Below are 24,212 nucleotides of genomic sequence, written 5' to 3' on the forward strand. Positions count from 1 at the left end.
ATACCATGAATATTGTATCGAAAAAAGTTATTATTACAGCAGCTGTAACTGGTGCTTGGCCTAAAAAAGAAAATAATCCTAATGTTCCTATGACCCCGCAGGAAATTGCTGATGATGTGTATGATTGCTGGCAGGCTGGTGCGGCTATGGCCCATCTGCATATGCGGGATGACCAGGGGAATGGGACAATGGATGTTCGTAAATTCCGCGAGACTATGCAGCTTTTACGGGAACAGCATCCAGATTGCAATATTATCATTAATATGACCACGTCAGGTGATTTGCAGGCAACAGAAGAAACGCGGCAGCTTCATTTAAAAGAACTTCGGCCAGAAATGGCTTCGTATGATTGTGGTTCTATGAACTGGCTTCACTCGGGATTATTTTTAAATTCCCCCAGCTTTTTGACTGAATTGGGAAAGACAATGCTAGCTTATAACGTGAAACCTGAAATTGAAGTCTTTGATCCCGGTATGATCGGCAATGCAGCGTACTATCAGAAAAAAGGCATTTTACAAGGGAAGCTCCATTTTCAGATGTGCATGGGATGTGCCAATGGTATACCTGGTTCTGTAAAAAATCTTGTATTTATGAAGGAAACAATGGAATCTCTGTGCCCAGGTTCTACGTGGTCTGCTTTTGGTGTAGGGCAGAGCGCTATGGAAATTATGTATTCGACAATTGCTCTTGGCGGACACCTTCGTGTAGGCATGGAAGACAATGTTATGTACAGCAAGGGTGTATTGGCAAAGAACAATCGTCAGTTTGTTGAACGAGCACGTCGCTGTATTGAAGAATTTGGTAAGCAAGCAGCTACAGCTGATGAAGCAAGAGTTATTTTGGGATTAGCCGATAAGAGAAAGGAATAAGATAGCGATGACCTGGGGACCTTATTTTATGTATTATCGTTGCCCAGCTTGTCAGAAATTGTTTAAATATGACTTGGCCTTGCTGGAACAGGCTGGCAATACATTTGGGACTTGTCCAGCCTGCGGCATGCCGGGACGGCTTTGCTGCGAGGGAGCCTGTATTCCGGACGATAGTATGTATGAAGAAGTAGAGTAATTTGTATTTTTGTTCGTGTATATCAGGAGGATATGATGAGTCAGACGACACATAAAACAAAACGAACGTTTACCGATAAATTTATCGACTTTAGTTTGAATTATATACCTGATTCCATGGTCTTTGTATTGGGACTTACCGTATTTGTCTTCATATTGGCTTATGTATGTACAGATACCACTATATGGGGATTGATAGAAGATTATGCGAAAGGATTTTGGGAACTCTTAAGTTTTTCCATGCAAATGTGTTTGATGATGATCAGTGGATTTGTTATTGCAAATGCTCGGCCTGTTCGTCGAGCAATTATTCGTCTTATTGACTGGCCGAAAACGCGTGGTGGTACGATTCTGTTATTTGCGCTGTTGACAGGTGCTATTTCCTGGCTTCATTGGGGTGTAGGACTCATGGCCACCATTATTATGGGGCGTGAAATTGCAATCCGTAAAAAAGGACAGGGCATTCACTATGCCTTTATTGTAGCCATGGCCTATACGAGTATGAATATTATGGCTAATGGCATTTCGCAGGCAGCTCCTTTATTAGCTGCGACGCCAGGGAATTTTATGGAAACATTAATGGGAGGCATTGTACCAATTAATCACACATCATTGTCTCCTTATATGATGACGTTTCTATTTTTAGAATTAATTTCTTTGCCAATCATGTATTATTTCCTTATGCCCAAAAAAGAAAAAGCTGTAGAAATCAGCGAAGAGCTATATCAGGAATTTACTCGTTCTGATGCTGATGCAGCTCCAGCTAAGGCGTTGACGCCGGCCGAACGATGGGAAAGGTCCCGTGTTTTGAATACGTTAATTTCTCTTTTGATACTTGTTTGGTTTGGTGAACATATTATTGCTGAAGGCGTAAGCAAGATCAATTTGAATACGATTAACTTTGCTCTTTTTGGGTTAGGCTTATTGCTTCATGATTCACCGCACAGTTATGTGGAATCAGTTAAAGAAGGCGCGACAACGGTTTATGGCGTCATCATTCAATTTCCGTTATATGCTGGAATTTTTGGATTAATCAGTTTTTCAGGACTAGCCGATGAAATTACGCATTGGTTTATTTCTATTGCAACTCCAGGAACCTATCCGTGGATTGTATTTATTTACACGGGTATTATGGATTTCTTTGTTCCTTCAGCCGGTTCTAAGTTTGTTATTGAAGCACCGTATTTGATCCCCGCAGCGCAACAGCTCGGGGTACCGATTTCGCAGGTTATCAATGCGTATGGTACAGGTGCTCAAATGGCTAATTTGATTCAGCCATTCTGGGCTATTGCTTATCTTGCTGCATTCCGATTGAAATTCCAGGAAATATTGCCATTTACCTTTATGCTATGGCTGTTTGTATTTATTGCTGGTAGTTTGTGGTTTTTAATTTTCCCGTTTGGCTGGTAAAAATATGAATTTTATTCATTCAATTCGTGACTTTCGTGAATTCACGTTTTGGATCGACTTGTCACGATAGTCTACTTGTTCTAGGTAGTATTCATTTGCATCCTGTCGTACACTATAGCCATAAAGAACGTGGCAGAACGATATATCTTATGGCTACTGAACAAAAAAACGAGAGGAGCGTGTATGCAGTGAGTACACAACAGAAAAAGCAGTTTACTGATCATTTTACCGACTTTGCGCATAAGTGGGTGCCCGACTCCTACGTCATCGCCCTGGTACTGACGATTGTCGCCTTTTTAATGGCCCTGGGGCTGACCCCGTCAGGACCGTTTGACATCGTCATTTCCTGGGGCAAAGGATTCTGGACCTTGCTGGCTTTTGCCATGCAGATGTCCCTTATCGTCATTACCGGCTATGCCCTGGCGACGACGCCCATTTGTACGCGCCTTATTTCTTCGGTGTGCAGCAAGCCCGGGTCGGCAACGGCTGTGTATGTATATGCCGTATTGCTGTCTGCCGTAGGGTATTACCTGAACTGGGGATTTGGCCTGGTCTTTGCTGCTCTTATTTGTAAAAACCTGGCTACCCAGGCAGAACGAAAAGGTATTTTCATCGATTACCGGTATTTATGCGGCGCCGCATGGACGCCATTTTATATCTGGCACATGGGACTTTCCGGTTCGGCACCGCTGCTGGTGGCAACGGCAGACCACTTCATGGTCAAGGAAATTGGCGTCATTCCCATTTCCATGACGATTTTCCATCCGTATAACCTGATTCTGACAGCTGTTTCTGTCATTGCCATTGTTGCCCTGTTTGGGTTTATCTTAAAACCGAAGCACAAGGAAAACATGATTTCCATTTCCCAGTGGAATCCCGATCTGGTCGTGCCGGAAACGCTGCCTAAAGAAGAAAAGAAAGTCATTAAGACGCCGAGCGAATGGGTTACGTATACGCCGTGGTGCTCCTATATCGTCGGCCTCATGTTCCTGACGTACTTGTTCTATCATTTCTTTATCCTCGGCAAATCCCTGGATATTAACGTATTGAATTTCCTGTTCCTGACGCTTATTATCTGGCTGTACGGCTCACCGGCAGCTCTGCTGAAAGCTGTAAAAGCGTCGACGCCGGCTGCCTGGGGTGTTATCCTGCAGTTCCCGTTCTATGCCGGAATCTACGGCATCATGAAGTATACGGGCCTGGTCGACACGATTGCTGCCTGGGTTATCGCCTTCAGCACGGAAACGACATTCCCGGCTATTGCCGCTATCCTGACCGGATTTATTAGCTACTTCATCCCGTCTGGCGGCAGCAAATGGGTTATTGAAGCGCCCTTCCTCATTCCGGCCGGACAGGCTCTGGGTATTCACGATGCACAGACCGTCATTGCCTATATGTTTGGCGGTGACTTGACGGCTCTCGTACAGCCCTTCTTCGCCGTTCCCTTCATGGCGGTATGCGGACTGGAATTCAAAGATTTCGTTGGATACAGCTTCGTTGCCTTTATCGTACTCGGGTTAATCATGGTACTGGGACTGACATTCCTGCCCTTTACCGTCTAATAATACTACTACTATACAGAAAGAAGGTACACATCTATGAAACAGTTAAAGGACATTAAGACGATTTGCAATTTAGGCTGCGGCACCATGGGATTCGGCACGGCTATCGCCTTTGCCAAGAGCGGCTATGAAGTCAACATGTTTGGCCGGAAAGATGCCAGTATTGAACGGGCCATGAAAAATATTCATCTTACGCTGGAAAACATGAAAGCCAATGATTTGCTGACAGCAGAAGAAGAAAAGGGGCTGCTCAGCCGGATTCACGGCGTGACGACGCTGAAAGATGCAGCAGCCAATGCGGATTTCGTCATCGAATCTGTTGCCGAAGACATGAAGGTCAAACAGGCCGTATACAGTGAAATGGAAGAATACCTGGGTGAAGATATCATTTTCGCAACCGATTCGTCTGGTCTGCTGCCGTCGGAAGTAGCAGCCATTTTAAAACATCCCCAGCGCTTCGTCGTCGCTCATTTCTGGAATCCGCCGCACCTCATTCCGCTGGTAGAAGTCGTACCGGGCAAAGATACGAGCCAGGAAACGGTGGATATTACGTGGAAACTGATGGAAAAAATCGGCAAAAAGCCTGTAGCCCTGCTGAAAGAAGCACCGGGATTTGTAGGCAACCGCCTGCAGTTTGCCCTGCTCCGGGAAGCACTGCACTGCGTACAGGAAGGAATTGCTACGGCAGAAGCAGTTGACGCTATCTGCAAGTACAGCATTGGCCGCCGTCTGGGCGTTACAGGACCGATTGAAACGGCGGACCTGGGCGGCCTCGATATATTCTACAATATTTCGGCTTATTTGAATGCCGATCTGGCTGATGACAAAACGGGCTCGGCTGTTATGAAGAAATGCGTCGATGAAGGCAATTTAGGCGCCAAGACCGGCACGGGTCTGTACCAGTGGAAGCCGGAAGATCTGGCCAATATTAAGCGGACAAGAGAAGAAATTTTGATTGAATGGCTGAAAAAAGACGAAGCAGGTCAGAAATTCTAATCTGTTTAGAGGAAATTGTGAATCCTCCTGGAATGAGCTGCACCTTATTTCGGGAGGATTTTTCCATACCTAGTAGAGGAGTGAAGCATCATGAAGAACGTCCCTGTAGTGACAGCTGCACAGGCGGCAGAACTGATAAAAGACAACGATTTTGTAACGGTTAACGGATTTTTATGCTCCGCCCAGCCGGAAGCACTGACGACGGCGTTGGAACAGCGTTTTCTGCAGACCGGATCGCCGCGGGATCTGACTTTGTATTACTGCGCCGGACAGGGGAATGCCGACGGGCGCGGCGGCGAGCACTTTGCCCATGAAGGACTGCTCAAGCGGGCCATTTTGGGTCACTGGAGCACAGTGCCGGCTATTACGGCCCTGGTCAATGCCAATAAGGCCGAAGGCTATAATTTTCCCCAGGGAACGCTGGCTCAGCACTATCGCGACGTAGCAGCCCGGCGGATTGGCACCTTCACCAATGTCGGTCTCGATACCTTTGTAGATCCGCGCATCAGCGGCGGGAAAATGAACGATATTTCCAAAGACGACCTCGTCGAATTTCACGTCATTAATGGTGAAGAACAGCTGTTTTATCCGCGCATGACCATGAATGTAGCGCTTATTCGCGGCACCTATGCCGACGAATGGGGCAACATTGACATGACGAAAGAAGTATCGCCTATTGACGCCCTGGCTCAGGCTCAGGCCGTGCATAACTGCGGCGGCCTGGTTATCGTTCAGGTCGAAAAAGTACTGAAAGGGGGCACGCTGGATCCGAAGCTGGTGAAAATACCGGGCATTTATGTCGATTATCTGGTAGAAGCAGAAGAGGAAGCACACCAGTACCAGTCGTATAACCACAACTACGATCCTTCAGTCTGCGGAAAAGGGCTCGTCTCCGTTTCATCCCTGAAACCGGCACCGCTTAATGCCAAAAAGGTCATTGCCCGCCGGGCGGCCATGGAATTGCTCCATATGAGCAGTGCCGCCGTCATCAATCTGGGCATTGGCATTCCGGAACTGGTGTCGGCTGTTGCTGCCGAAGAAGGAATTGGCGATGGCCTGACCATGACTGTAGAAGCCGGTGCTATTGGCGGTATTCCCCTGGGCGGCACGCGGTTTGGTGCCAGCGTCAATGCCGAATGCTATCTCGACCAGGTATCGCAGTTTGATTTCTACGACGGCGGCGGCCTGGATCTGGCCTGCCTGGGCATGGCCCAGTGTGACGATCAGGGCAATGTCAACGTCGGTAAATTCGGTACCCGCATTGCCGGCTGCGGCGGGTTTATCAATATTTCGCAGAATACGGAAAACGTCATTTTCTGCGGCACCTTTACGGCTAATGGCCTGAAAGAATCCTTTGAAGACGGCGTACTGCATATTCATCAGGAAGGCAAGGTCAAAAAATTCCTCAGTCATATCGATCAGATTACCTTCAGCGGCTCTTACGCCCGCAAACATCATCAGAACGTATTGTATGTAACGGAACGGGCTGTATTTGCCATGAAAGAAGACGGCCTGCACCTGATTGAAATTGCACCAGGCGCAGATTTGCAGAAAGATATTCTCGACCAGATGGAATTTACGCCGATTATGGAAGATGTCAAGCTCATGGACAGCCGCCTGTTTCAGGAAGAACCCATGGATTTGCGCAGCCATCGGCAGGCCGTAGGGTAAGGAAAGGAGATAGCCATGACTACATATACCCAAGGCGATATGCTGGGATTTGAAACCGAGTATGGGCCAGAAGAAATGTATACCTTGGCTGAAGCGGTACAGGAAGCGCGGCGGTGTCTCCGCTGCGCTGTGCCGCAATGCCGGAAGGGCTGCCCTGTGCAGAATGCCATTCCTCAGTTTATTCAGGCCGTAGCTGCCGGAAATATTGGTGAAGCTGCAGACTTCATACGGGAACACAGCTGTCTTCCCGGCATCTGCGGGCGCGTATGTCCGCGGGAAGTGCAGTGTGAAGGGGCCTGTGTGCTGGGGAAGAAAGGCCGCCCCGTAGCTATTGGCAAGCTGGAACGGTTTGTGGCAGATATGGCCTTTGAGGGACACCTTCTTCCCAGGATAAAGCCTGCTGCGCAGGAACGTCCTTCCGTGGCCATTGTCGGCAGCGGGCCGGCCGGACTGGCTGCGGCTCATGAACTGATACAGCGCGGATACGGCGTCGTCGTGTTTGAGCGCTGCCCGGAGCCAGGCGGCATGCTCATGTACGGTATTCCAGCATTTCGCCTGCCCAAGGCCTATGTGTACCGGGAAATCGACTATCTGACACAGCAGGGCGTTCAGTTCCGCTATGGCCAGGATATCGGCCAGGGGACGGCTGTAGAGGCGCTGTTTGATCAGGGCTTTGCCGCCGTATTTCTGGCAACAGGCACGCCTCTGGCCTGGGGACTTGGCGTAGATAACGATCAGGTCGACGGCGTTATCGATGCCCAGCAGTTCCTGTATCAGGTACAGCAGGTACAGCTGGGCGCTGCCGATGCAGCAGAGCTTCCTGTGCAGAAAGGCGATGACGTCATCGTCATCGGTGCCGGCAACGTGGCCATTGATGCGGCCCGCACAGCCCTGCGCCTTCAGGCCAAGGTGACTATCGTCTATCGCCGGGCAGAAAAAAACATGAAATGCCTGCCGTCGGAATATGAAGAAGCCAAAGAAGACGGCGTAGCCTTCCAGTTTTACTCCGCCCCTCGGGCTGTCATCGGCGAGGAGCATGTTGAAGGGCTGCAATATGAAAAACAGAAGATCCTGGAAGATGCTACCATGGTGCCAACTGGCGAGTTCGGCGTCGTCCCGGCGAATAAAATCATTGCGGCTATCGGCAATCGCCCTGATGCAGACTGCATTCATGCCTGTGGTGTCGACTGCGACCGTGACGGGTATGTTGCCGTCAGCGACCGGCTGGATGGTCTGACCAGCCGTCCCGGTGTCTTTGCTGCCGGAGACATTGTGCATAAACCGGCAACCGTTGTCCTGGCTATGCGGGAAGGGAAAAAAGCCGCTGCCAGTATTGATGCCTATATTCAGGCCAAACAGATATTGTCCGTTACTAAATAACATATAGATGTAAGAGCAAGGCCGTATTTCTTGTATAAAATCATAAAAAATGGTATACTGTACCAATATTGGGTACGTATTTACTGATTTTTTAGGAAAGGAGATGCGGCCTTGATTGCTTCAGATTATGCATCGGCTTTGAAAGCACTGACAGCGCTGACGGAAACGAAAAATCTGGTGCTGGCAAAGATAACGGGCTACGATGTTTCCTACATCAGCAAGTGGCTGAACGGAAGTAAACTGCCGGCAACGAAATATATTGAGAGTGTCAACGAAAAGCTGGGCCAGTACTTTGCTGAAACAGCAGCGCAGGAAGGAAAAGAAGAGGAGCTTTATACGCTCCTGTCCCTGGAATCGGCACAGGCTGATTTGCCTTTTGCCGTTAATCAGTGGCTGTGTGCGGCCTATCGGGCGTCCATGAAGACGGGACGGAACCGGCAGAAAGAAGGAGCTGTATCTTCGGTCAAAGTCATGACGGGCACTCATGATTCCCTCATGTTCATGCAGACATTGTTCAGACAAAAACTGTCTCATGTAACGGCTGATTCCAACATACTCATACTGGATGATTTTTGTGCTCTTGCCGATATTGGCTTCTGGAACTGCTTTGAAACAGCGCCGCAGGATGTTCCCCATGTGACGGTCCATGTCGGTGTCGATCTGGATAAACTGGCTGCGCAGCCGCGGTACATGAATCAGCTGTATCGACTTCTGGACAAGAAGCTCAATTACGACTTCCGCCTGTATAATGCAGCTCATATTGCTCCGGCCAACGCCATTATTATGGAACGGGAATTTGTCATTCAGTATTCCTTCCAGTCCCGCAGCTCTATCGGCATCTGCACGTATATCCCTGATCCCGTTCTGGTAGAGGATATTTATAACCGCTTTTTCATCAGTTTCACCAATCAGCCGGCCTTACTGGCGCCGGCCAAAGCGCTGGGCATCAGCGATATTGGCTTTCGCACGGCCTTCTATTCTGCCAGTCAGTTCTTTTTCTTTCTGACCAATGGCTTTGATTTCCTCCTTCCCCAGCAGGCTATGGATGATTTTCTGCAGTCTATTTCAGCTTCCCGCCAGCAGGCCCGGCAGATTGGCCATCTTCGCATTATGTGGGACGAGCTGCTCAGTACGAGGCACGTGGAGTTTCTCCTGCCGACGACATCCATTATCCGCTATATTGAAACGGGGAATATGTTTTTCACCGATGCGCCCTATCGGATGAAAGCAGAAGACCGCAAGCTTCATTTGAAGAATATTCTGCAGACTATGCATAAAAATCCTCTCATTACGATGGGCGTGTTCCAGCCGTCGGCGGAAATGAACGAGTACCATGAGTCCAATTTGTCATTCTATTCCAATTACTCTTCGGCATTTCTGAAGAAAAATCCCCGTTATATTCATGACGGCGTCAGCCCTATTTACATTGTGTCCAATAAAAAACTGGTCGACTGCTTTCATGCATTTTTTGATAAGATTAAAGGGCTGCCGACGTACCGGAAGTTTACGTACCGCGACATTAGCGAGCAGTATGAAAAGTATAAAGGCCTCGTAGAGCGGACCATTGATTTATACGAAACAACAGAATAAGTATCCCGCCTCCAGGCAGATATATAAAACAGGGACGCATGAATATATGGCATTCATGCGTCCCTGTTGGTATGTAGAATCATATTGGCCGTACACTAGTTTAGTGTATAGATGGCTTCTGCTCTACTGCGCCCAGTCTCCGTCCGTGAAGACCGGTACTGTCGTGCCGTCCTGCTTTTTGCCGGTAATGGTCAGGTCTGCCGTGCCGACCATGAAATCGACGTGAATCATGGAATCGTTCAGGCCGGCCTGGGCCAGTTCTTCTTTGCTCATGGCAGCGCCGCCAGTCAGGCAGGTGGGGTACGAGGCGCCCAGGGCCAGATGGCACGAGGCATTTTCATCGAATAAGGTTTCGTAAAACAGGATATGGGACTGGGAGATCGGCGAATGGTACGGAATAAGGGCTACTTCGCCGAGGCGGCAGGCGCCTTCGTCGATGGCGAGCAGTTTTTTCAGGATGTCTTCGCCTGTTTTGGCCTGGGCATCGACGACTTTGCCGTCCTTAAAGACCAGGCGGAACTGATCGATCAGATTGCCGTTGTAGACAAGGGGCTTGGCGCTGTATACGACGCCGTTTACACCGTCTTTCAGCGGCGCCGAAAAGACTTCTTCTGTCGGAATGTTGGCGTTGAAGGAGATGTTTGTCGCAGACTGTTCTGCGCCGCCCTGCCAGATGTGGTGTTCCGGAAGGCCGACTGTCAGGTCCGTGCCCAGGGAATTGGTGTAATGAAGGCTGGTAAAATGCTGCTGCGTCAGCCACTGGCGGCGCTGCTTCAGGTTGGCCAAATGGGCGTCCCAGTCGGCCAGCGGATCTGCTCCGTCAGCACGGGACGAAGACAGAATCTGCTGCCACAGCGCTTCATAGGCGTCAGATGCCGATTTTTCCGGATAGAGCAGCGAAGCCCAGACTGCACTGGGAACGGCAGCGACAAGCCACGTCGTCTGCGAGGCCATCATGCCGTCTACATATTCTTTCAGTGCTGCATTGCGGGCTTTCTGCCAGGCAAAAATCTTCTGTGTATCAATGCCGTCCATCAGATAGGGATTGGCTGATATCAGGCTGAGGAAGGCCGCCTGTTTGCGGTAGTAATAGAGGCTGAAATCGCGGCTCCAGTCGGGGACGGCTTCAAAGTATTTCTGATCTTCATGTTCGTAGCGAAGACGCGTAGTCCCATCGCAGCGCCAGCTGCAGATGACCTGCGCCGCGCCGCAGGCATAAGCTTCCCGGGTCAGAATGGTCACGAAGTCGCTCGATTCTACGGGAGCATTGACGACCAGAATCTGACCGTCCTGAATATTAATTCCTTTGCGCAGCAGTACTTGTGCATACGCTGTGAGTTGCTGTTTGGTTGGCATAACAATTCCTCCTTATTCTGTACTCATTTTCTTTCGGTCACCTACATAGGCCGTGTAGTGCCATAACCGCCAGTTCAGGGCCAGGGCATTCAGGGCCAGGCAGATGACGATGCTGATCCAGTATCCGTAAGGGCCGTATGATGTCATATGAGACAGGGCATAGCCCAGGGGAATGCTGATGAGCCAGTACATGACAAAAGCCACGTATGTAATGATTTTAATGTCTTTGTATCCCCGCAGTACCCCCTGTACTGGTGTTCCCAGGCTGTCAAACAGGGAGAAGATCATGGCGTACACCAGGAACAGGCGAATGGTGCGGAACGTTTCTTCTTCGTTGGTAAAGAGGGCGCTAATCGGATCGATGAAGAAAAAGGTTATCAAAATGATAAATACAGCAGAAACGATGGCTGTCAGCTGGCACAGTACGGCGTACTGACGGGCGGCGACAAAGTTTTTGGCTCCTACTTCGTAGCCGATGACAATGGTTGCAGCCAGGCTGATACTCCAGGGTACCGTGTAGGTCAGGGCTACATAGCTGATGGCTGCCTGATTGGCTGCCAGGTATACTGTGCCGAATTCAGCCATCAGGAGTACGACAATGCTGAACAGGCTCATTTCACAGAAGACCGCGATAAAAATAGGGACGCCCAGCTGAAGCTGATGGTAGCAGTGCGTCCAGTTCAGGGGACGCAGCTTGGTCCAGAGGTGGTACGAGTGAAACGGTTTCTTCCATTGCAGAACAGCCGCAAAAAGAAGGCACGTAATCCAGTAGGAAATGGTAATGGCATAGCCTGTGCCGACGCCGCCCATGGGAGGAATGCCAAAGCCGCCGAAAATGAGAAGCCGGAACAGTACGATCGTCAGCACCATATTGGTGCCCATAATCGCCATGGAAATATGAGTCATGCCGTGGGCATCGACGATATAGCGCATGGTAGACTGTAAAAAGATGGGCAGCACGCCCAAGGCCAGGGCAATGAGGTATTCCTGGGCCACGTAATGCACGGCTGGTTCCAGATCCATGATATCCAGCAGGGGCGGCACGACCAGAAAGCCGGCTGCAACGATGAAAACTGTAAAAAATACGGCAATATACAGGCTCTGCATAATATACATGGGAATACGGCTGGATTTACCGGCACCGCGGAGCTGGGAAATAATCGGCGAAACGCCGAAAAAAAGGCCGCATATGCCGGAAAAGAGGGGAATCCAGAGGTTTACGGCAACGGCGACGCCGGCCAGATCGGCTGTACTGTACTGGCCGCTGAACATGCTGCTGAAGACGCTGGTCGCAATCTGAGCCATCTGCGACAGGAGCAGCGGGAAAAACAAGACGAGAAAATGAGTGAGCTGATACAACTGTGGGAAGCGCATAATACACCCCTGAAAAAAGAAAAAGCAGATACAAAAAAACAAGCTCCGTCATACGGCGGAGCTTGCTGGCATTTGGCTTTATTTTTCCATTGCGTTGACTTTAGCAGCCAGGCGGGATTTTTTGCGGGCTGCACTGTTTTTATGGATAACGCCTTTCTGGGCAGCGCTGTCGATGACGCTGCTGGCTTTATCAAATGCTTTTTTTACAGCATCGGCGTCGCCGGAGGCAATTGCTTCTGTCGTACGGCGGATAGCAGTATGAACAGTAGATTTTACCTTGGAGTTAGCTGCGTGACGGGCTGCGTCTTTTTCCATGGATTTGATATTGGACTTAATCTGCGGCACTTGGTTCACCTCCCTAAATTACAAGAACACTAAAAAGCATTTTATCATAGACCTTGGAGAAAATCAATAGATTTCCCCAAAAAGTTGACATTAAATTTTGTTTTCCGAACCGAGAACAAATTTGATCTTATGAGCGACAATGTCGTGAATGTTCTGGCGGCCATCAGCCAGATACTGGCGCGGATCAAAGTGATCGGGGTGAGCGGCCAGGTGCTGGCGGACGCCGGCAGTCAGGCCCAGACGCAGGTCGGAGTCGATGTTGATTTTGCATACTGCCATCGATGCGGCTTTGCGCAGCTGATCTTCAGGAATGCCAATGGCATCGGCTAATTTGCCGCCGTTTTCGTTGATAATCTTGACATATTCCGGTACGACAGAGGAAGCGCCATGGAGAACGATGGGGAAGCCCGGCAGCCGTTTGGATACTTCTTCCAGAATATCGAAGCGCAGTGTCGGCGGCACGAGGACACCCTGTTCGTTGCGCGTGCACTGAGCCGGCGTGAATTTGTATGCGCCGTGGCTCGTGCCGATGGCAATGGCCAGGGAATCGACGCCGGTGCGGGTAACGAATTCTTCTACTTCTTCCGGACGGGTGTACGATGCTTCGTGAGCCGCTACTTTTACGTCATCTTCAATGCCGGCAAGCTGGCCCAGTTCCCCTTCGACGACGACGCCGTGGGCATGAGCGTATTCGACGACTTTTTTGGTCAGGGCAATATTATCCTCAAAGGAATGTTTGGAGCCGTCGATCATGACGGATGTAAAGCCCCAGTCGATGCAGTCTTTGCACGTTTCAAAATCAGCACCGTGGTCCAGATGAAGGGCAATGGGCAGGTCGTGATCTTCCAGAGCGGCTTCGACCAGGTGTTTCAGGTACGGCGGTTTGGCATATTTTCTGGCGCCGGCCGAGGCCTGCAGAATAATGGGAGAGTTTAATTCTGCAGCAGCTTCCGTAACGCCCTGAATGATTTCCATGTTGTTGATGTTGAATGCTCCAATGGCATAATGACCTTCATATGCTTTTTTAAACATTTCCTGAGTTCCAACTAATGGCATGATACATTCCTCCTAAAATAGAAATTGGTATATCAATGGTGTAGTATATAATCCCAGCCAGCCGCAGTGACAAGGCGGGCCATGTCAGGGGGAAGCGGGGAATTAACGAAAATACGCTGTCCCGTCATGGGATGGGTAAACGCAATGGCATAGGCGTGCAGTCCCTGACGGGACAGGAGTTCCTGCGAGCCGCCGTATAAATCATCGCCTGCCAGCGGGTGTCCCAGATAGCTGCTGTGCACGCGGATCTGGTGGGTCCTGCCTGTATGCAGGCGGACCTGGAGCAGGCTGTAGGCACTGTTGGCTGCCAGGCGCGTGAAATCCGACCAGGCCGGCTTTCCGCCTTCCATGACCTGGCGGGTAATGATGCTGTCCGGACAGCGCCCAATAGGACTGCGGACTGTTGCCTGCCGGCCGGGAAAATACCCTTCGGCCAGGGCCAGGTACAGGCGTTCATAGGAACAGTTTCCCTTGTCAAAGGCATGCTGAATATGGGGCTCTTTGGCGACCATGCATAAGCCAGACGTGTTTTTGTCCAGCCTGTGCATGGGGTGATAGGAACCGTGCTGGCCGGTCTGCTCGTAGTAGTACGATACGGCATTGGCCAGGGTCCCGCTGCGGACGCTGGACGTAGGATGCATGAGGAGCCCGGCGGGCTTGTCAATGACCAGTAAATACGCATCTTCATAGGCAATGGTCAGCGGAATCGGCGACGGCGGAAAGGCATTGGCCGCAGGCAGGGTGACACAGATGGCGTCGCCTTCGTGAACGAAATCCCGCGTCGTTGCCGCCATGCCGTTGATGGTGCAGACTCCGCTGTGCTTGATGCGCCGGCGCATGGTCGCCGATACGCCGAAATGGCGGAGCGCTCCCAGCAGCGACGTAGGCCGGGTCAGCGGACCGACAGTAAAATGAATCATAATGGGCGTCCTCTTTCTTTGCCTTTTTTACATATCCAGCTTTTATTATACAGAAGGAAGGCAAATAAATCTATAGATTTTTTTGCAGACCTGGCAGGGATTTTTGCCGGAAATACCCGATTCAGCCGTTGACCGTAAGGCCCGTATATATTATGATAGGAACGTCGCATTTCTTTTTGGAAAGAAGAAAACCGAAAGAAGGAATTTGGCCTGGTTATAGAGAATATTATATTCGTCAGAATAATTTTAAGGTACAGGTGATTGGCGTGAAACGGTTTTCCAGTGAATTCATTGAACAGGTACGGCAGGCCAATGATATTGTCGATGTCATTTCCGAGTATGTCCCGCTGAAACGGAAAGGAAAAGATTTCTGGGCCTGCTGCCCCTTTCACAATGAAAAAACGGCTTCCTTCAGCGTCGCCGCCGATAAGGGATTTTTTAAGTGCTTTGGCTGCGGCGCCGGCGGCAACGTGTTTACTTTTCTGATGAAAATAGAAAATCTTTCCTTTACCGAAGCTGTAGAACGCCTGGCCGAACGGGCTCATATTGCCTTGCCGGCTGTGGAAAAATCGGCGCAGGAACTGGAGCGGGAGCGGCTGACCCAGCGGCTGTACCAGATTAACGAAATGGCCGGTAATTTTTTTCACAACTGTCTGACCAAGACTGGGTATGGAAAAAATGGCCTGGCTTATTTTCACCGCCGTCAGGTGACAGATGCGACCATTGGCGAATTCAAGCTGGGCTTTGCCCCGGACAGCTGGAGCAAACTGACGGATGCATTTATGAAAAAAGGCGTAACCGGCAGGGAACTCGTATCGCTGGGACTGGCTAAAGAAAAAAACGGCCATTTCTACGATGCCTTCCGCAACCGCGTCATCTTTCCCATTCGCGACGGACGCGGCAGGATTGTCGGATTTGGCGGCCGCGTCCTGGATGACAGCAAGCCGAAATATCTCAATTCGCCGGAAACGCCGATTTTTAATAAACGCCGTATTTTGTTTGCTCTCGATCTGGCTCATAAGGCGATTTATGACGAAGGAAAGGCCGTTCTCGTCGAAGGGTATATGGACGTCGTTTCTGCCCACAACAGAGGCGTTCGCAATGTCGTAGCCTCTCTGGGAACATCCCTTACAGAGGAACAGGCCCGTCTGCTGCTGCGGCAGGCAAAAGAACTGGTCCTGTCATATGATATGGACGGCGCCGGCCGGAAAGCGACGCTGCGGGCCATGGAAATCGTCCGCGGTCTGGGCATGCAGATTCGCGTCGTCTCCCTGCCGCAGGGAAAAGATCCGGATGAGTACATTACGACAGCCGGGCCGGATAAATTCCGCGAAGCCGTCCATGCGGCGCCGAATGTGCTGGATTACATGCTGCAGACAGCACTGGCACAGTACGACAGTGCAACCCTGGAAGGAAAAGCGGCTATTGCGGCCATGGTATTTCCGGCACTGGCGGCCGTAGACAACCAGGTGGTTCTGGATGCATTCCTCACTAAAATGGCGGCGAGCCTGCATATTGACGAAGGGGCGGTGCGCAGTGAATTCAATAAATACATTGCTAAGCATCCCGAGTCAGGACAGCAGCCAGTCGTCATTTCCGCGTCTGTTTCAAAGGCCAACCGGTCAGCCCGGCAAAGCGGCATGGCCGTAGCAGAAGAAAATATTCTGCGGTTTTTACTGGAAAAACCACAGGCCTGCAGTCAGATTCAGCAGCACATTGCAGCTGCATTTTTTACCGATGAAAGGCGGAGGCATATTTATCAGCATATATTGGACACATATGCACACCAAGGGATGTACACGGTTACGGACATCCAGGCACAATTAACTCCTGAGGAGGCCGAAGAAGCAGCAAGAATTATGGTCTTGCAGGACGTTCCCATTGATGAACACGTAGTTCTGGACTATGTCAGAAAGTTTCATATGGAAGCCCTGCAAAAAGAATATATGAAACACAGCCAGCAGGCAGCTGCATATAGCCGCACGCAGGATCCGCGGCTGCTGGAAGAACTGGCAGCGTGCAAACGAATTAATGATGAAATGAAAAAATGGTCTTAAGGAGCAGAAAGGAGATTGTACACCATGGTGAAATCGACAGATAACTTGGATACGACAATAGAACAGAAACATACTGCCAAAAAGAGTACGGCCAAACGTACGGCAAAGCGCAAAAACGGCAAGAAAAAAGAAGCGCCCAAGCAGATGAGCGAACAGGAACGGCGGGAACTCGTTCTCCAGCACATTAAGCAGCTTCTCCAGACGGGACAGAAAAAAGGCAGTCTGACCTATACGGAAATTATGAACGTCATGGAAGAAGACGACCTGACGCCGGAACAGATCGACAAAATGTATGAGTTATTTGCCGATAAGGGCATCGATATTATTGGTGAAGATGACGGCGGTGATGACGGCGAGGACCTGGAAGAAGACGAAAGCGAAAGCGTCCCCGATCTGCACAATGTCGATCTGAGCGTTCCTGAAGGCATTAATATTGACGATCCTGTACGGATGTACCTGAAAGAAATTGGCCGCGTTCCCCTTCTGTCGGCGACGGAAGAAATTGCCCTGGCTCAGACGATCGAAAAGGGAAACGCCCCTGATGCAACAGAAGAAGAAGTCAAGGCCGGCACGCTGGCCAAGAAAAAGCTGACTGATGCCAACCTGCGCCTCGTCGTCAGCATTGCCAAGCGCTACGTCGGCCGGGGCATGCTGTTTTTGGACCTCATTCAGGAAGGCAATCTGGGTCTTTTAAAAGCCGTCGATAAATTCGATTACAGTAAAGGCTATAAGTTCAGTACCTATGCGACCTGGTGGATTCGGCAGGCCATTACCAGAGCCATTGCCGACCAGGCCCGTACGATCCGGATTCCCGTACACATGGTGGAAACCATCAATAAGCTCATCCGTATTTCCCGGCAGCTCCTGCAGGATAAAGGACGGGAACCGCTTCCGGAAGAAATTGCCGAAAAGATGGACATTCCTGTCGAACGGGTACGGGAAATCATGAAGATTGCCCAGGAACCGGTATCGCTGGAAACGCCAATTGGCGAAGAAGAAGACTCCCATCTGGGCGACTTTATCGAAGATTCCGACGCCGTTGCCCCTGATGACGCTGCTTCGTTTATCCTGCTGAAAGAACAGATTGAAGATGTCTTTTCCTGTCTTACTGACCGGGAACGGAAAGTGCTGTATCTGCGCTTTGGCCTGAAAGACGGCCGTCCGCGGACGCTGGAAGAAGTAGGCCAGCATTTTAATGTTACGCGAGAACGGATTCGTCAGATTGAAGGCAAAGCCCTGAGCAAGCTGAGAAACTGGGGGAAGCGGGAAAAAATTAAAGATTTCCTTTAATCCGTACACCTTGACGGCAGGGACAGATGTATCGTATAATATTTCGGTAAGGCTCTGTGCCTTACTGTCTGGGCCTATAGCTCAGCGGTAGAGCCCCCGGCTCATAACCGGTCGGTCCCTGGTTCGAATCCAGGTGGGCCCACCAGACCATATGTCAGAACGGCGCCAATGCTAAGCAAGTGTTTAGCATCGGCGCCGTTTTGTCTTGTCCTGTGCCGGCTGACAGTGATTCAGAATGAAAGTTATGACTGACAAGTAAAAGTACTTGACAGCACACGCCCTTTCCTGTATACTGGCAAAGTACGCTGACGACGGAGGCGGTGATTAGTATGCTGGAAGATGTCGTACGAAAAGGCCGGCTCCTGGATTTATACGGTCCCTTGCTGACCGACCGGCAGCGGCGATGTATGGAACTGTATTTCGATATGGACCTGTCCCTGACGGAAATTGGCGAGGAACTTTCCATTTCCCGGCAAGGTGCCTATGACATGCTGAACCGTGCGTCCAAAGCACTGGAAGGGTATGAGCAGCGACTGCAGCTGCTGGCCCGCAGCGAGGCAGTTCGGCAGCAGCTGGAAGAAGCCAGCCAGCTGCTGGCACAGGGAACGCCAGATGCAGTGAAGCAAGTACAATATATATTGAATCATATAGACGTGTAGGAGGAGGCTTTTTATGCCATTCGAAAATCTGTCCGAACGGTTTCAAGCGGCTTTTAAAAAGCTTCGCGGCAAAGGGAAACTGACCGAAGAAGACGTCAGTGAAGCCCTGAAAGAGATGCGTCGGGCCCTGCTCGAAGCAGACGTCAACTTTAAAGTAACCAAAGATTTTATTAACAAAGTCAAAGAAAAAGCTGTCGGTGAAGAAGTATTCGGCAGTCTGAATGCGTCACAGACGGTTATCAAAATCGTCCGCGATGAACTGACAGAACTCCTCGGCGGCACGCAGAGCCGCATCGTCATTGCGCCTAAGCCACCGACCATTATTATGCTCGTCGGTCTTCAGGGCGCCGGCAAGACGACGACGGCAGCCAAGTTGGCCAAAAAGCTCAAGAGCCAGGGGAAAAGCCCCTTGCTGGTAGCCGGTGACGTATACCGCCCGGCAGCTATTACGCAGCTCCAGGTTCTGGGCCAGGAAATCGACGTGCCTGTCTATACGGAAGAAGGCAGCAAGGACCCGGTACAGATTGCCAAAGATGCCATTCCCTATGCGGTCAGTCATCTGCGGGACATCGTCATCATCGATACGGCCGGGCGCCTTCATGTGAATGAAACGCTCATGGATGAACTCGTTCACATCAAAGAAGACGTTTATCCCCATGAAATTCTGCTCGTTGTCGATGCCATGACCGGTCAGGATGCCGTAACGGCAGCGACGGCCTTTAACGATGCCCTCGGTATTGACGGCCTGATCATGACCAAGCTCGACGGCGATGCCCGCGGCGGTGCGGCGCTGTCCATCAAAGCCGTTACGGGAAAGCCGATTAAATATATAGGCGTCAGCGAAAAGCTGGACGGTCTGGATGAATTCCATCCCAACCGGTATGCATCGCGTATCCTCGATCTGGGCGACGTGGAAACGATTATCGAAAAAGCCCAGGCAGCCTTTGATGAAGAAACCATGGCCGACATGAAGCAGTCCATGAAAAGCGGCTCCTTCACGTTTGACGATTTTCTCAAACAGCTGCATATGCTCAAGAAAATGGGCAATATGGGGAGTCTCATGAGTCTGATTCCCGGCATTGGCAAGTATAAAAAAGAACTGGATAAGGTCGACATGGACGGCAAGCAGTTTCGTCAGATCGAAGCGATTATTACGTCCATGACGCCGCAGGAACGATCCAGTTCCAACCCGAAAATGCTCATCAAGGACAGCCGCAAACGGCGCATTGCCAAAGGGAGCGGCACGCGCGTCCAGGATGTAAACCGCCTGATTAAGCAGTTTACGGAGATGCAGAAAATGATGAAGCAGGCCAAGAAAGCACAAAAGGGTAAAAAACGGGGATTTCTTCCTCGCCTGCCCTTTCCCTTTTAATTGATACCGCCGCAAGGCGGGATATTCTGTGGAGGAGGTGATTTGCATGATTAAAATTCGTTTAGCCCGTTTAGGTGCGAAAAAGAAACCGTTCTACCGCGTCGTTGTAGCTGATTCCCGCGATGCCCGCAACAACGGTCGTCCAGTCGCTACGATCGGCACGTACGATCCAGCTAAAGACGTAGCCGACCGTCTGGTCGTCGACGCTGAAGCTGCAGTAGCATGGCTCGGCAAAGGCGCACAGCCTACCGATACGATTCGCTCCCTTTTCAAAAAGGCCGGCATTATGGCTCAGTTTGAAGCATCCAAGAAGTAAGTGAGGCTGATACCTATGGAAGAGTTAGTCGCATGTATTGCAAAAGCGTTGGTAAAACGTCCGGAAGCAGTTACAGTCACCAAAATTCAGAAAAAAGGCCTCGAAGTATATCAGCTTCATGTCGCTCCCGAAGATATGGGAAAAGTCATTGGCAAACAAGGTAAAATTGCGAAAGCATTGCGCCTTGTTGTCAAGGCTGCGGCAGTGAAGGCAAACAAGAAAGTATCAGTGGATATCGTATAGGAGGAACCATGGATCAGATTACATTGCGCGTTCCTGTTACTGTCAAATCGAAAGTGACGCAGGCGCTGAAGGATAAAATCCGGAAAAACGCCGATCAGGCGCTGAGCGATATTGATCGGGAAATGCAGAACCTGGAATTCCAGGCCAAACGCATGATGACCGAACAGGCAAAAATCGATGCTCAGGGGCTGATTTCCCTGCGCGCAAAAGTAGAAGAACAGAAACAGCGTCTGCAGGCTGCCAAAGCCAAGGCGCAGCACGACAGAGACGAAGCTGAACAATTAACAATCGGTTCCGAAATCAGACAGGGCACGCTTGAACAGACTGTTGTCGTTCAGGTGGGCGATGATTTAGGTAAATTGATGGGAACGGAAATCCTGCTCGAAGACGACAAGATCGTTTCCATCCGCCAATAACATACGATGGCTGCATTGGAGCTTTTTACAATCGGTCAGATAGTCGCCCCGCACGGCGTGCGGGGTGATGTTCGTATTTACCCGGATACGGATTTTCCGAAGCGATTTCTGCATATGACATACGGGTATGTAGGCGGAAAAAAATATGAAATCTCCGGAGCGCGCCTTCATAAAAACGTCGTGCTTATGAAATTTGTCGGCGTAGACGACCGCAATGCGGCGGAACTCCTGCGGGGCAAGGAACTGCAGGTGCCGCGGGAAGATCTCGTCCCTCTGCAGAAAGGGCAGCACTACGTCTTCGATATTATCGGCATGACTGCCTATGATCTGGAAGACAACATGCTGGGAACGGTTACAGACGTTCTCAAGACAGGCAGCAACGACGTCTATGTCGTCGCCGATGAGAATGGCAAAGAAACGCTGTTTGCCGCCATTCCCGACGTCGTCAAATCCATTGATGAAGAGCAGAAAAAAATGGTCCTTGATCCGCCGGAGTGGATAGACGAATGAGAATAGATATTATCTCTCTGTTTCCGGAATTGATAGAAGCTTTTTATCATCACAGCATCATCAGCCGGGCCCGTGCGGCAGGCCTGCTGGAGCTGGATGTGACCAATCCGCGAAACTTTACATATGACCGTCACCATATGGTAGATGATACGATTTATGGCGGCGGCTGCGGCATGCTGATGAAAGCGGCGCCTTTGTATGCTGCCGTAGAAGCAGTGCGCCGCGACGTGCCGAAACGGCGGGTCATCCTCATGGGACCGGCTGGCCCGACCTTTACGCAGGCCAAGGCCCGCGAGCTGGCTCAATATGACCAGCTTATCCTGCTGTGCGGTCACTACGAAGGCGTCGATTACCGCGTCGAGTCTGAACTGGCCGATGAAACTATTTCTGTCGGCGATTATGTCCTTACTGGCGGCGAACTGCCGGCTATGACCATTACCGATGCCGTAGCCCGCATGATTCCCGGCGTATTGGGCTCAGCAGGCAGCGCTTCCGATGACTCGTTCTATCATTCTCTGCTGGAATATCCTCAGTATACGAAGCCTGCCGTCTTTCGCGGCCATGCTGTGCCGGAAGTCCTGCGCAGCGGCGATCACGCGAAAATCGATGCCTGGCGGCACCGTCAGGCGCTGGCCAGGACGCTGCAGTGCCGTCCCGATTTACTGGATACAGATACACTGTCTGATTCCGATCAGGCCATTCTGGCAGCGCTGAAGGGAGAGGAACCATGAAATCGTCTCTGTACGTAGGACTGGTGCACTATCCTATTTATGATAAAAACTTTGACGTCATAGCTACGGCAATTACGAACTACGATCTTCACGATATTTCCCGTTCGGCCAAGACCTATGGCGTCGTAAAATACTTTATTATTCATCATGTGCCGGGACAGCTGGACATGGTGCATAAGATCATCGATTTCTGGGAAAGCCCGATCGGCAGAAACTACAATGCCTATCGCACGCAGGCCTTTGACATCGTTGATATCCGCCCGTCCATCGAGGCGGCTATTGAAGAAGTCACCAAAAGGGAAGGAAAACGGCCCTATGTCGTCACGACAGACGCCCGAACCTATGCCAACACCATTTCCTACAGGGAACTGCGGCAGCGGAGGGAAACAGAAGATACGCCCATACTCCTGCTCTTCGGCACCGGGTATGGCATGACGAAAGAAACGATGGAACAATTCGATTTTATCCTGGAGCCAATTCACGGAGCCGGGGAGTATAACCATTTATCTGTCCGCTCGGCGGCGGCGATTATTCTGGATCGGCTGGCCGGCGAACCATGGTGGAACTAATAAGGGAGGCATTAGCATGTCTGGACATTCAAAATGGGCTAATATTAAACGTAAAAAAGGAAAAAATGACGCAATCCGCGGTAAAATCACGACGAAAATCGGCCGTGAAATTACCATTGCCGTCCGCATGGGCGGTCCCGACCCAGTCGGCAACATGCGTCTGAAACTGGCCCTGCAGAAAGCAAAAGAAAACAATATCCCCAAAGATAATATCAAGCGGGCTATTCAGAAGGGCGCCGGCGCAACAGAAGGCGCTAATTACGAAGAAATCGTATACGAAGGCTATGGCCCGGCTGGCGTAGCGGTTACGGTCAAAGTCCTGACGGACAACCGCAACCGCGCAGCTGCAGCCGTACGGCATGAATTTTCCAAATGCGGCGGTAACCTCGGCGCTACAGGCTGTGTAGGCTGGATGTTCCATAATACAGGTATTTTCGTCGTTGCCAAAGATCATGCCGATGAAGAAACGATTATGGAAGTAGCCCTCGATGCCGGTGCAGACGACGTCAAGACCGGCGATGAAGAATACGAAATCATTACGTCGCCGGAAGCTTTCGACGCTGTCGAAAAAGCCCTGGCTGACCACAATATCGAACCGGAACACGCATCTATTACGATGGTTCCGGAAAACACAGTAGCCCTCAGCGGCGAAGATGCAGAAAAAATGGAACGCTTTGTCGACGCCCTCGATGAAATCGACGACGTACAGGACGTATACCATAACGCAGAACTTCCGGACGAAGACGAATAGATCCAGTAAAACCGCACCGTTGTCACATTTTTGGAGATGTGGCAGGTGTGGTTTTTTGGTCTAATTTACCTGTTTCTGATACGGTGGCTACACAGTGGCTACACTGGAAGCGGAAAATTTTACCGGCAATGTATTGACAGCATCGACTAATTGCCGCGCATTTTTTCTTTGACGGGGAAAACTTACCTTTCTTGATATCGACACCTTGTCGTTTTTTCTCGTCTATCATCCATTCCCACGCCTGGGCAAATGTAATATCTTTGTTTTCGAATTGCTCGGGCGCATGCCGATACGAAGATAATGCATCATAGGCCTCTGTTGACTTTGCAAAGTATCCAATGCATTTACGGATCCGTGTACCGTCATCTTTCCAGACAACTGTTATTACCGCTTTAAATGGCTTTTTTAAGCGACGTTTTAACTTATATACGGATCCAGTTCCATTTGCACGTTTCATACTCATAAAAATAGCCTCCTTATTAATTATGTATGGTTAATAAAGGGGCTTATATGCTATAATAATAGACGTAATCAGCCCCTTATAGACAGGTGATTATATTTGCCGGCATGGTAC

The 24,212-nt window shown here is 50.4% G+C and carries 24 protein-coding genes and 1 tRNA gene; 19 read left to right on the forward strand and 6 right to left on the reverse strand.

From position 1 onward, the window contains the following. From Q3886_RS01310 to Q3886_RS01340, 7 genes are all read left to right on the forward strand, one after another. Positions 1–869: 3-keto-5-aminohexanoate cleavage protein (locus tag Q3886_RS01310; RefSeq protein WP_301859327.1), on the forward strand; the 869-nt coding region annotated here is incomplete at its 5' end. A 228-nt stretch (positions 870–1,097) separates the two neighbouring features. Beyond that, positions 1,098–2,474, forward strand: coding sequence for a TIGR00366 family protein (locus Q3886_RS01315; protein WP_301859328.1), 1,377 nt, complete (start codon positions 1,098–1,100; stop codon positions 2,472–2,474). Positions 2,475–2,662: 188 nt separating this feature from the next. Continuing rightward, on the forward strand, positions 2,663–4,036 hold the full coding sequence (locus Q3886_RS01320; RefSeq protein ID WP_301859329.1) for a short-chain fatty acid transporter: 1,374 nt from the start codon (positions 2,663–2,665) through the stop codon (positions 4,034–4,036). Between the two features lie 36 nt (positions 4,037–4,072). Beyond that, on the forward strand, positions 4,073–5,032 hold the full coding sequence (locus Q3886_RS01325) for a 3-hydroxyacyl-CoA dehydrogenase family protein (RefSeq protein ID WP_301859330.1): 960 nt from the start codon (positions 4,073–4,075) through the stop codon (positions 5,030–5,032). Positions 5,033–5,122: 90 nt separating this feature from the next. Then, positions 5,123–6,703 carry an acyl CoA:acetate/3-ketoacid CoA transferase gene (locus Q3886_RS01330; RefSeq protein WP_301859331.1) on the forward strand — a complete coding sequence of 527 codons (1,581 nt, stop codon included), beginning with the start codon at positions 5,123–5,125 and terminating at the stop codon, positions 6,701–6,703. A gap of 15 nt (positions 6,704–6,718) precedes the next feature. Then, entirely contained in the window at positions 6,719–8,083 is a 1,365-nt protein-coding gene (locus Q3886_RS01335; RefSeq protein ID WP_367881540.1) for an FAD-dependent oxidoreductase, read from the forward strand. A 111-nt stretch (positions 8,084–8,194) separates the two neighbouring features. Then, entirely contained in the window at positions 8,195–9,673 is a 1,479-nt protein-coding gene (locus tag Q3886_RS01340) for a hypothetical protein (RefSeq protein WP_301859332.1), read from the forward strand. A 123-nt stretch (positions 9,674–9,796) separates the two neighbouring features. Here the strand turns inward: Q3886_RS01340 and Q3886_RS01345 are convergent, their stop codons facing one another. The 5 genes from Q3886_RS01345 to Q3886_RS01365 all read right to left on the reverse strand — a co-directional run bounded on the left by Q3886_RS01345 (position 9,797) and on the right by Q3886_RS01365 (position 14,724). After that, complete coding sequence (locus Q3886_RS01345; RefSeq protein ID WP_301859334.1) at positions 9,797–11,029, reverse strand: aminopeptidase; 1,233 nt, start codon at positions 11,027–11,029, stop codon at positions 9,797–9,799. Positions 11,030–11,041: 12 nt separating this feature from the next. Then, complete coding sequence (locus tag Q3886_RS01350; RefSeq protein WP_301859335.1) at positions 11,042–12,403, reverse strand: MATE family efflux transporter; 1,362 nt, start codon at positions 12,401–12,403, stop codon at positions 11,042–11,044. A gap of 78 nt (positions 12,404–12,481) precedes the next feature. Then, complete coding sequence (gene rpsT / locus Q3886_RS01355; RefSeq protein ID WP_301859352.1) at positions 12,482–12,748, reverse strand: 30S ribosomal protein S20; 267 nt, start codon at positions 12,746–12,748, stop codon at positions 12,482–12,484. Positions 12,749–12,838: 90 nt separating this feature from the next. After that, the gene (gene fba, locus Q3886_RS01360) at positions 12,839–13,804 is read right to left on the reverse strand and encodes a class II fructose-1,6-bisphosphate aldolase (protein WP_301859353.1); all 966 of its coding nucleotides are present in this window, start codon (positions 13,802–13,804) and stop codon (positions 12,839–12,841) included. Between the two features lie 32 nt (positions 13,805–13,836). Beyond that, entirely contained in the window at positions 13,837–14,724 is an 888-nt protein-coding gene (locus tag Q3886_RS01365) for an RluA family pseudouridine synthase (protein WP_301859354.1), read from the reverse strand. Between the two features lie 266 nt (positions 14,725–14,990). Here Q3886_RS01365 and dnaG point away from each other — a divergent pair, with 266 nt between their 5' ends. The 12 genes from dnaG to Q3886_RS01425 all read left to right on the forward strand — a co-directional run bounded on the left by dnaG (position 14,991) and on the right by Q3886_RS01425 (position 23,638). Then, positions 14,991–16,781, forward strand: a complete 1,791-nt coding sequence (dnaG, locus tag Q3886_RS01370; RefSeq protein WP_301859355.1) for a DNA primase — start codon at positions 14,991–14,993, stop codon at positions 16,779–16,781. Between the two features lie 144 nt (positions 16,782–16,925). Then, positions 16,926–18,071: an RNA polymerase sigma factor RpoD gene (gene rpoD, locus Q3886_RS01375; protein ID WP_301859367.1), complete on the forward strand. Its 1,146-nt coding sequence runs from the start codon at positions 16,926–16,928 to the stop codon at positions 18,069–18,071. 70 nt (positions 18,072–18,141) lie between these two features. After that, a tRNA-Ile gene (locus tag Q3886_RS01380) sits at positions 18,142–18,216 on the forward strand. A 184-nt stretch (positions 18,217–18,400) separates the two neighbouring features. Beyond that, the gene (gene ylxM / locus Q3886_RS01385; RefSeq protein WP_301859356.1) at positions 18,401–18,730 is read left to right on the forward strand and encodes a YlxM family DNA-binding protein; all 330 of its coding nucleotides are present in this window, start codon (positions 18,401–18,403) and stop codon (positions 18,728–18,730) included. Positions 18,731–18,743: 13 nt separating this feature from the next. Continuing rightward, positions 18,744–20,102 (forward strand): signal recognition particle protein, encoded by a 1,359-nt coding sequence (gene ffh, locus Q3886_RS01390; protein ID WP_301859357.1) that lies wholly within the window; start codon positions 18,744–18,746, stop codon positions 20,100–20,102. 46 nt (positions 20,103–20,148) lie between these two features. Then, a complete protein-coding gene (gene rpsP / locus Q3886_RS01395) occupies positions 20,149–20,418 on the forward strand; it encodes a 30S ribosomal protein S16 (RefSeq protein WP_301859358.1) in 270 nt (89 codons plus the stop codon). A 15-nt stretch (positions 20,419–20,433) separates the two neighbouring features. After that, positions 20,434–20,661: a KH domain-containing protein gene (locus Q3886_RS01400; RefSeq protein WP_301859359.1), complete on the forward strand. Its 228-nt coding sequence runs from the start codon at positions 20,434–20,436 to the stop codon at positions 20,659–20,661. A gap of 8 nt (positions 20,662–20,669) precedes the next feature. After that, positions 20,670–21,077: a YlqD family protein gene (locus tag Q3886_RS01405; protein ID WP_301859360.1), complete on the forward strand. Its 408-nt coding sequence runs from the start codon at positions 20,670–20,672 to the stop codon at positions 21,075–21,077. Between the two features lie 6 nt (positions 21,078–21,083). Continuing rightward, positions 21,084–21,587: a ribosome maturation factor RimM gene (gene rimM, locus Q3886_RS01410; protein ID WP_301859361.1), complete on the forward strand. Its 504-nt coding sequence runs from the start codon at positions 21,084–21,086 to the stop codon at positions 21,585–21,587. Next, positions 21,584–22,318, forward strand: coding sequence for a tRNA (guanosine(37)-N1)-methyltransferase TrmD (trmD, locus tag Q3886_RS01415; RefSeq protein ID WP_301859362.1), 735 nt, complete (start codon positions 21,584–21,586; stop codon positions 22,316–22,318). Before rimM ends, trmD begins: the two co-directional genes overlap by 4 nt. Further along, a complete protein-coding gene (locus Q3886_RS01420) occupies positions 22,315–22,887 on the forward strand; it encodes an RNA methyltransferase (protein WP_301859363.1) in 573 nt (190 codons plus the stop codon). The genes trmD and Q3886_RS01420 overlap by 4 nt, the downstream gene beginning before the upstream one ends. Before the next feature lie 16 nt (positions 22,888–22,903). Continuing rightward, positions 22,904–23,638, forward strand: a complete 735-nt coding sequence (locus Q3886_RS01425; RefSeq protein ID WP_301859364.1) for a YebC/PmpR family DNA-binding transcriptional regulator — start codon at positions 22,904–22,906, stop codon at positions 23,636–23,638. 22 nt (positions 23,639–23,660) lie between these two features. On the opposite strand, the gene Q3886_RS01430 is transcribed toward Q3886_RS01425, so the two are convergent. Further along, on the reverse strand, positions 23,661–24,101 hold the full coding sequence (locus tag Q3886_RS01430; RefSeq protein WP_301859365.1) for a hypothetical protein: 441 nt from the start codon (positions 24,099–24,101) through the stop codon (positions 23,661–23,663). Positions 24,102–24,212 lie beyond the last annotated feature (111 nt).

It is taken from the genome of uncultured Megasphaera sp., assembly GCF_958350005.1.
GTDB lineage: Bacteria > Bacillota > Negativicutes > Veillonellales > Megasphaeraceae > Megasphaera.

Bases quoted from the DNA above. Each gene is read 5' to 3' on its own strand.
- Q3886_RS01315 (WP_301859328.1), top strand. From the start codon at position 1,098: ATGATGAGTCAGACGACACATAAAACAAAACGAACGTTTACCGATAAA.
- Q3886_RS01325 (WP_301859330.1), top strand. From the start codon at position 4,073: ATGAAACAGTTAAAGGACATTAAGACGATTTGCAATTTAGGCTGCGGC.
- Q3886_RS01330 (WP_301859331.1), top strand. From the start codon at position 5,123: ATGAAGAACGTCCCTGTAGTGACAGCTGCACAGGCGGCAGAACTGATA.
- Q3886_RS01335 (WP_367881540.1), top strand. From the start codon at position 6,719: ATGACTACATATACCCAAGGCGATATGCTGGGATTTGAAACCGAGTAT.
- Q3886_RS01345 (WP_301859334.1), bottom strand. From the start codon at position 11,029: ATGCCAACCAAACAGCAACTCACAGCGTATGCACAAGTACTGCTGCGC.
- Q3886_RS01350 (WP_301859335.1), bottom strand. From the start codon at position 12,403: ATGCGCTTCCCACAGTTGTATCAGCTCACTCATTTTCTCGTCTTGTTT.
- fba (WP_301859353.1), bottom strand. From the start codon at position 13,804: ATGCCATTAGTTGGAACTCAGGAAATGTTTAAAAAAGCATATGAAGGT.
- Q3886_RS01365 (WP_301859354.1), bottom strand. From the start codon at position 14,724: ATGATTCATTTTACTGTCGGTCCGCTGACCCGGCCTACGTCGCTGCTG.
- rpoD (WP_301859367.1), top strand. From the start codon at position 16,926: ATGAGCGAACAGGAACGGCGGGAACTCGTTCTCCAGCACATTAAGCAG.
- ylxM (WP_301859356.1), top strand. From the start codon at position 18,401: ATGCTGGAAGATGTCGTACGAAAAGGCCGGCTCCTGGATTTATACGGT.
- ffh (WP_301859357.1), top strand. From the start codon at position 18,744: ATGCCATTCGAAAATCTGTCCGAACGGTTTCAAGCGGCTTTTAAAAAG.
- rpsP (WP_301859358.1), top strand. From the start codon at position 20,149: ATGATTAAAATTCGTTTAGCCCGTTTAGGTGCGAAAAAGAAACCGTTC.
- Q3886_RS01400 (WP_301859359.1), top strand. From the start codon at position 20,434: ATGGAAGAGTTAGTCGCATGTATTGCAAAAGCGTTGGTAAAACGTCCG.
- Q3886_RS01405 (WP_301859360.1), top strand. From the start codon at position 20,670: ATGGATCAGATTACATTGCGCGTTCCTGTTACTGTCAAATCGAAAGTG.
- rimM (WP_301859361.1), top strand. From the start codon at position 21,084: ATGGCTGCATTGGAGCTTTTTACAATCGGTCAGATAGTCGCCCCGCAC.
- trmD (WP_301859362.1), top strand. From the start codon at position 21,584: ATGAGAATAGATATTATCTCTCTGTTTCCGGAATTGATAGAAGCTTTT.
- Q3886_RS01420 (WP_301859363.1), top strand. From the start codon at position 22,315: ATGAAATCGTCTCTGTACGTAGGACTGGTGCACTATCCTATTTATGAT.
- Q3886_RS01425 (WP_301859364.1), top strand. From the start codon at position 22,904: ATGTCTGGACATTCAAAATGGGCTAATATTAAACGTAAAAAAGGAAAA.
- Q3886_RS01430 (WP_301859365.1), bottom strand. From the start codon at position 24,101: ATGAGTATGAAACGTGCAAATGGAACTGGATCCGTATATAAGTTAAAA.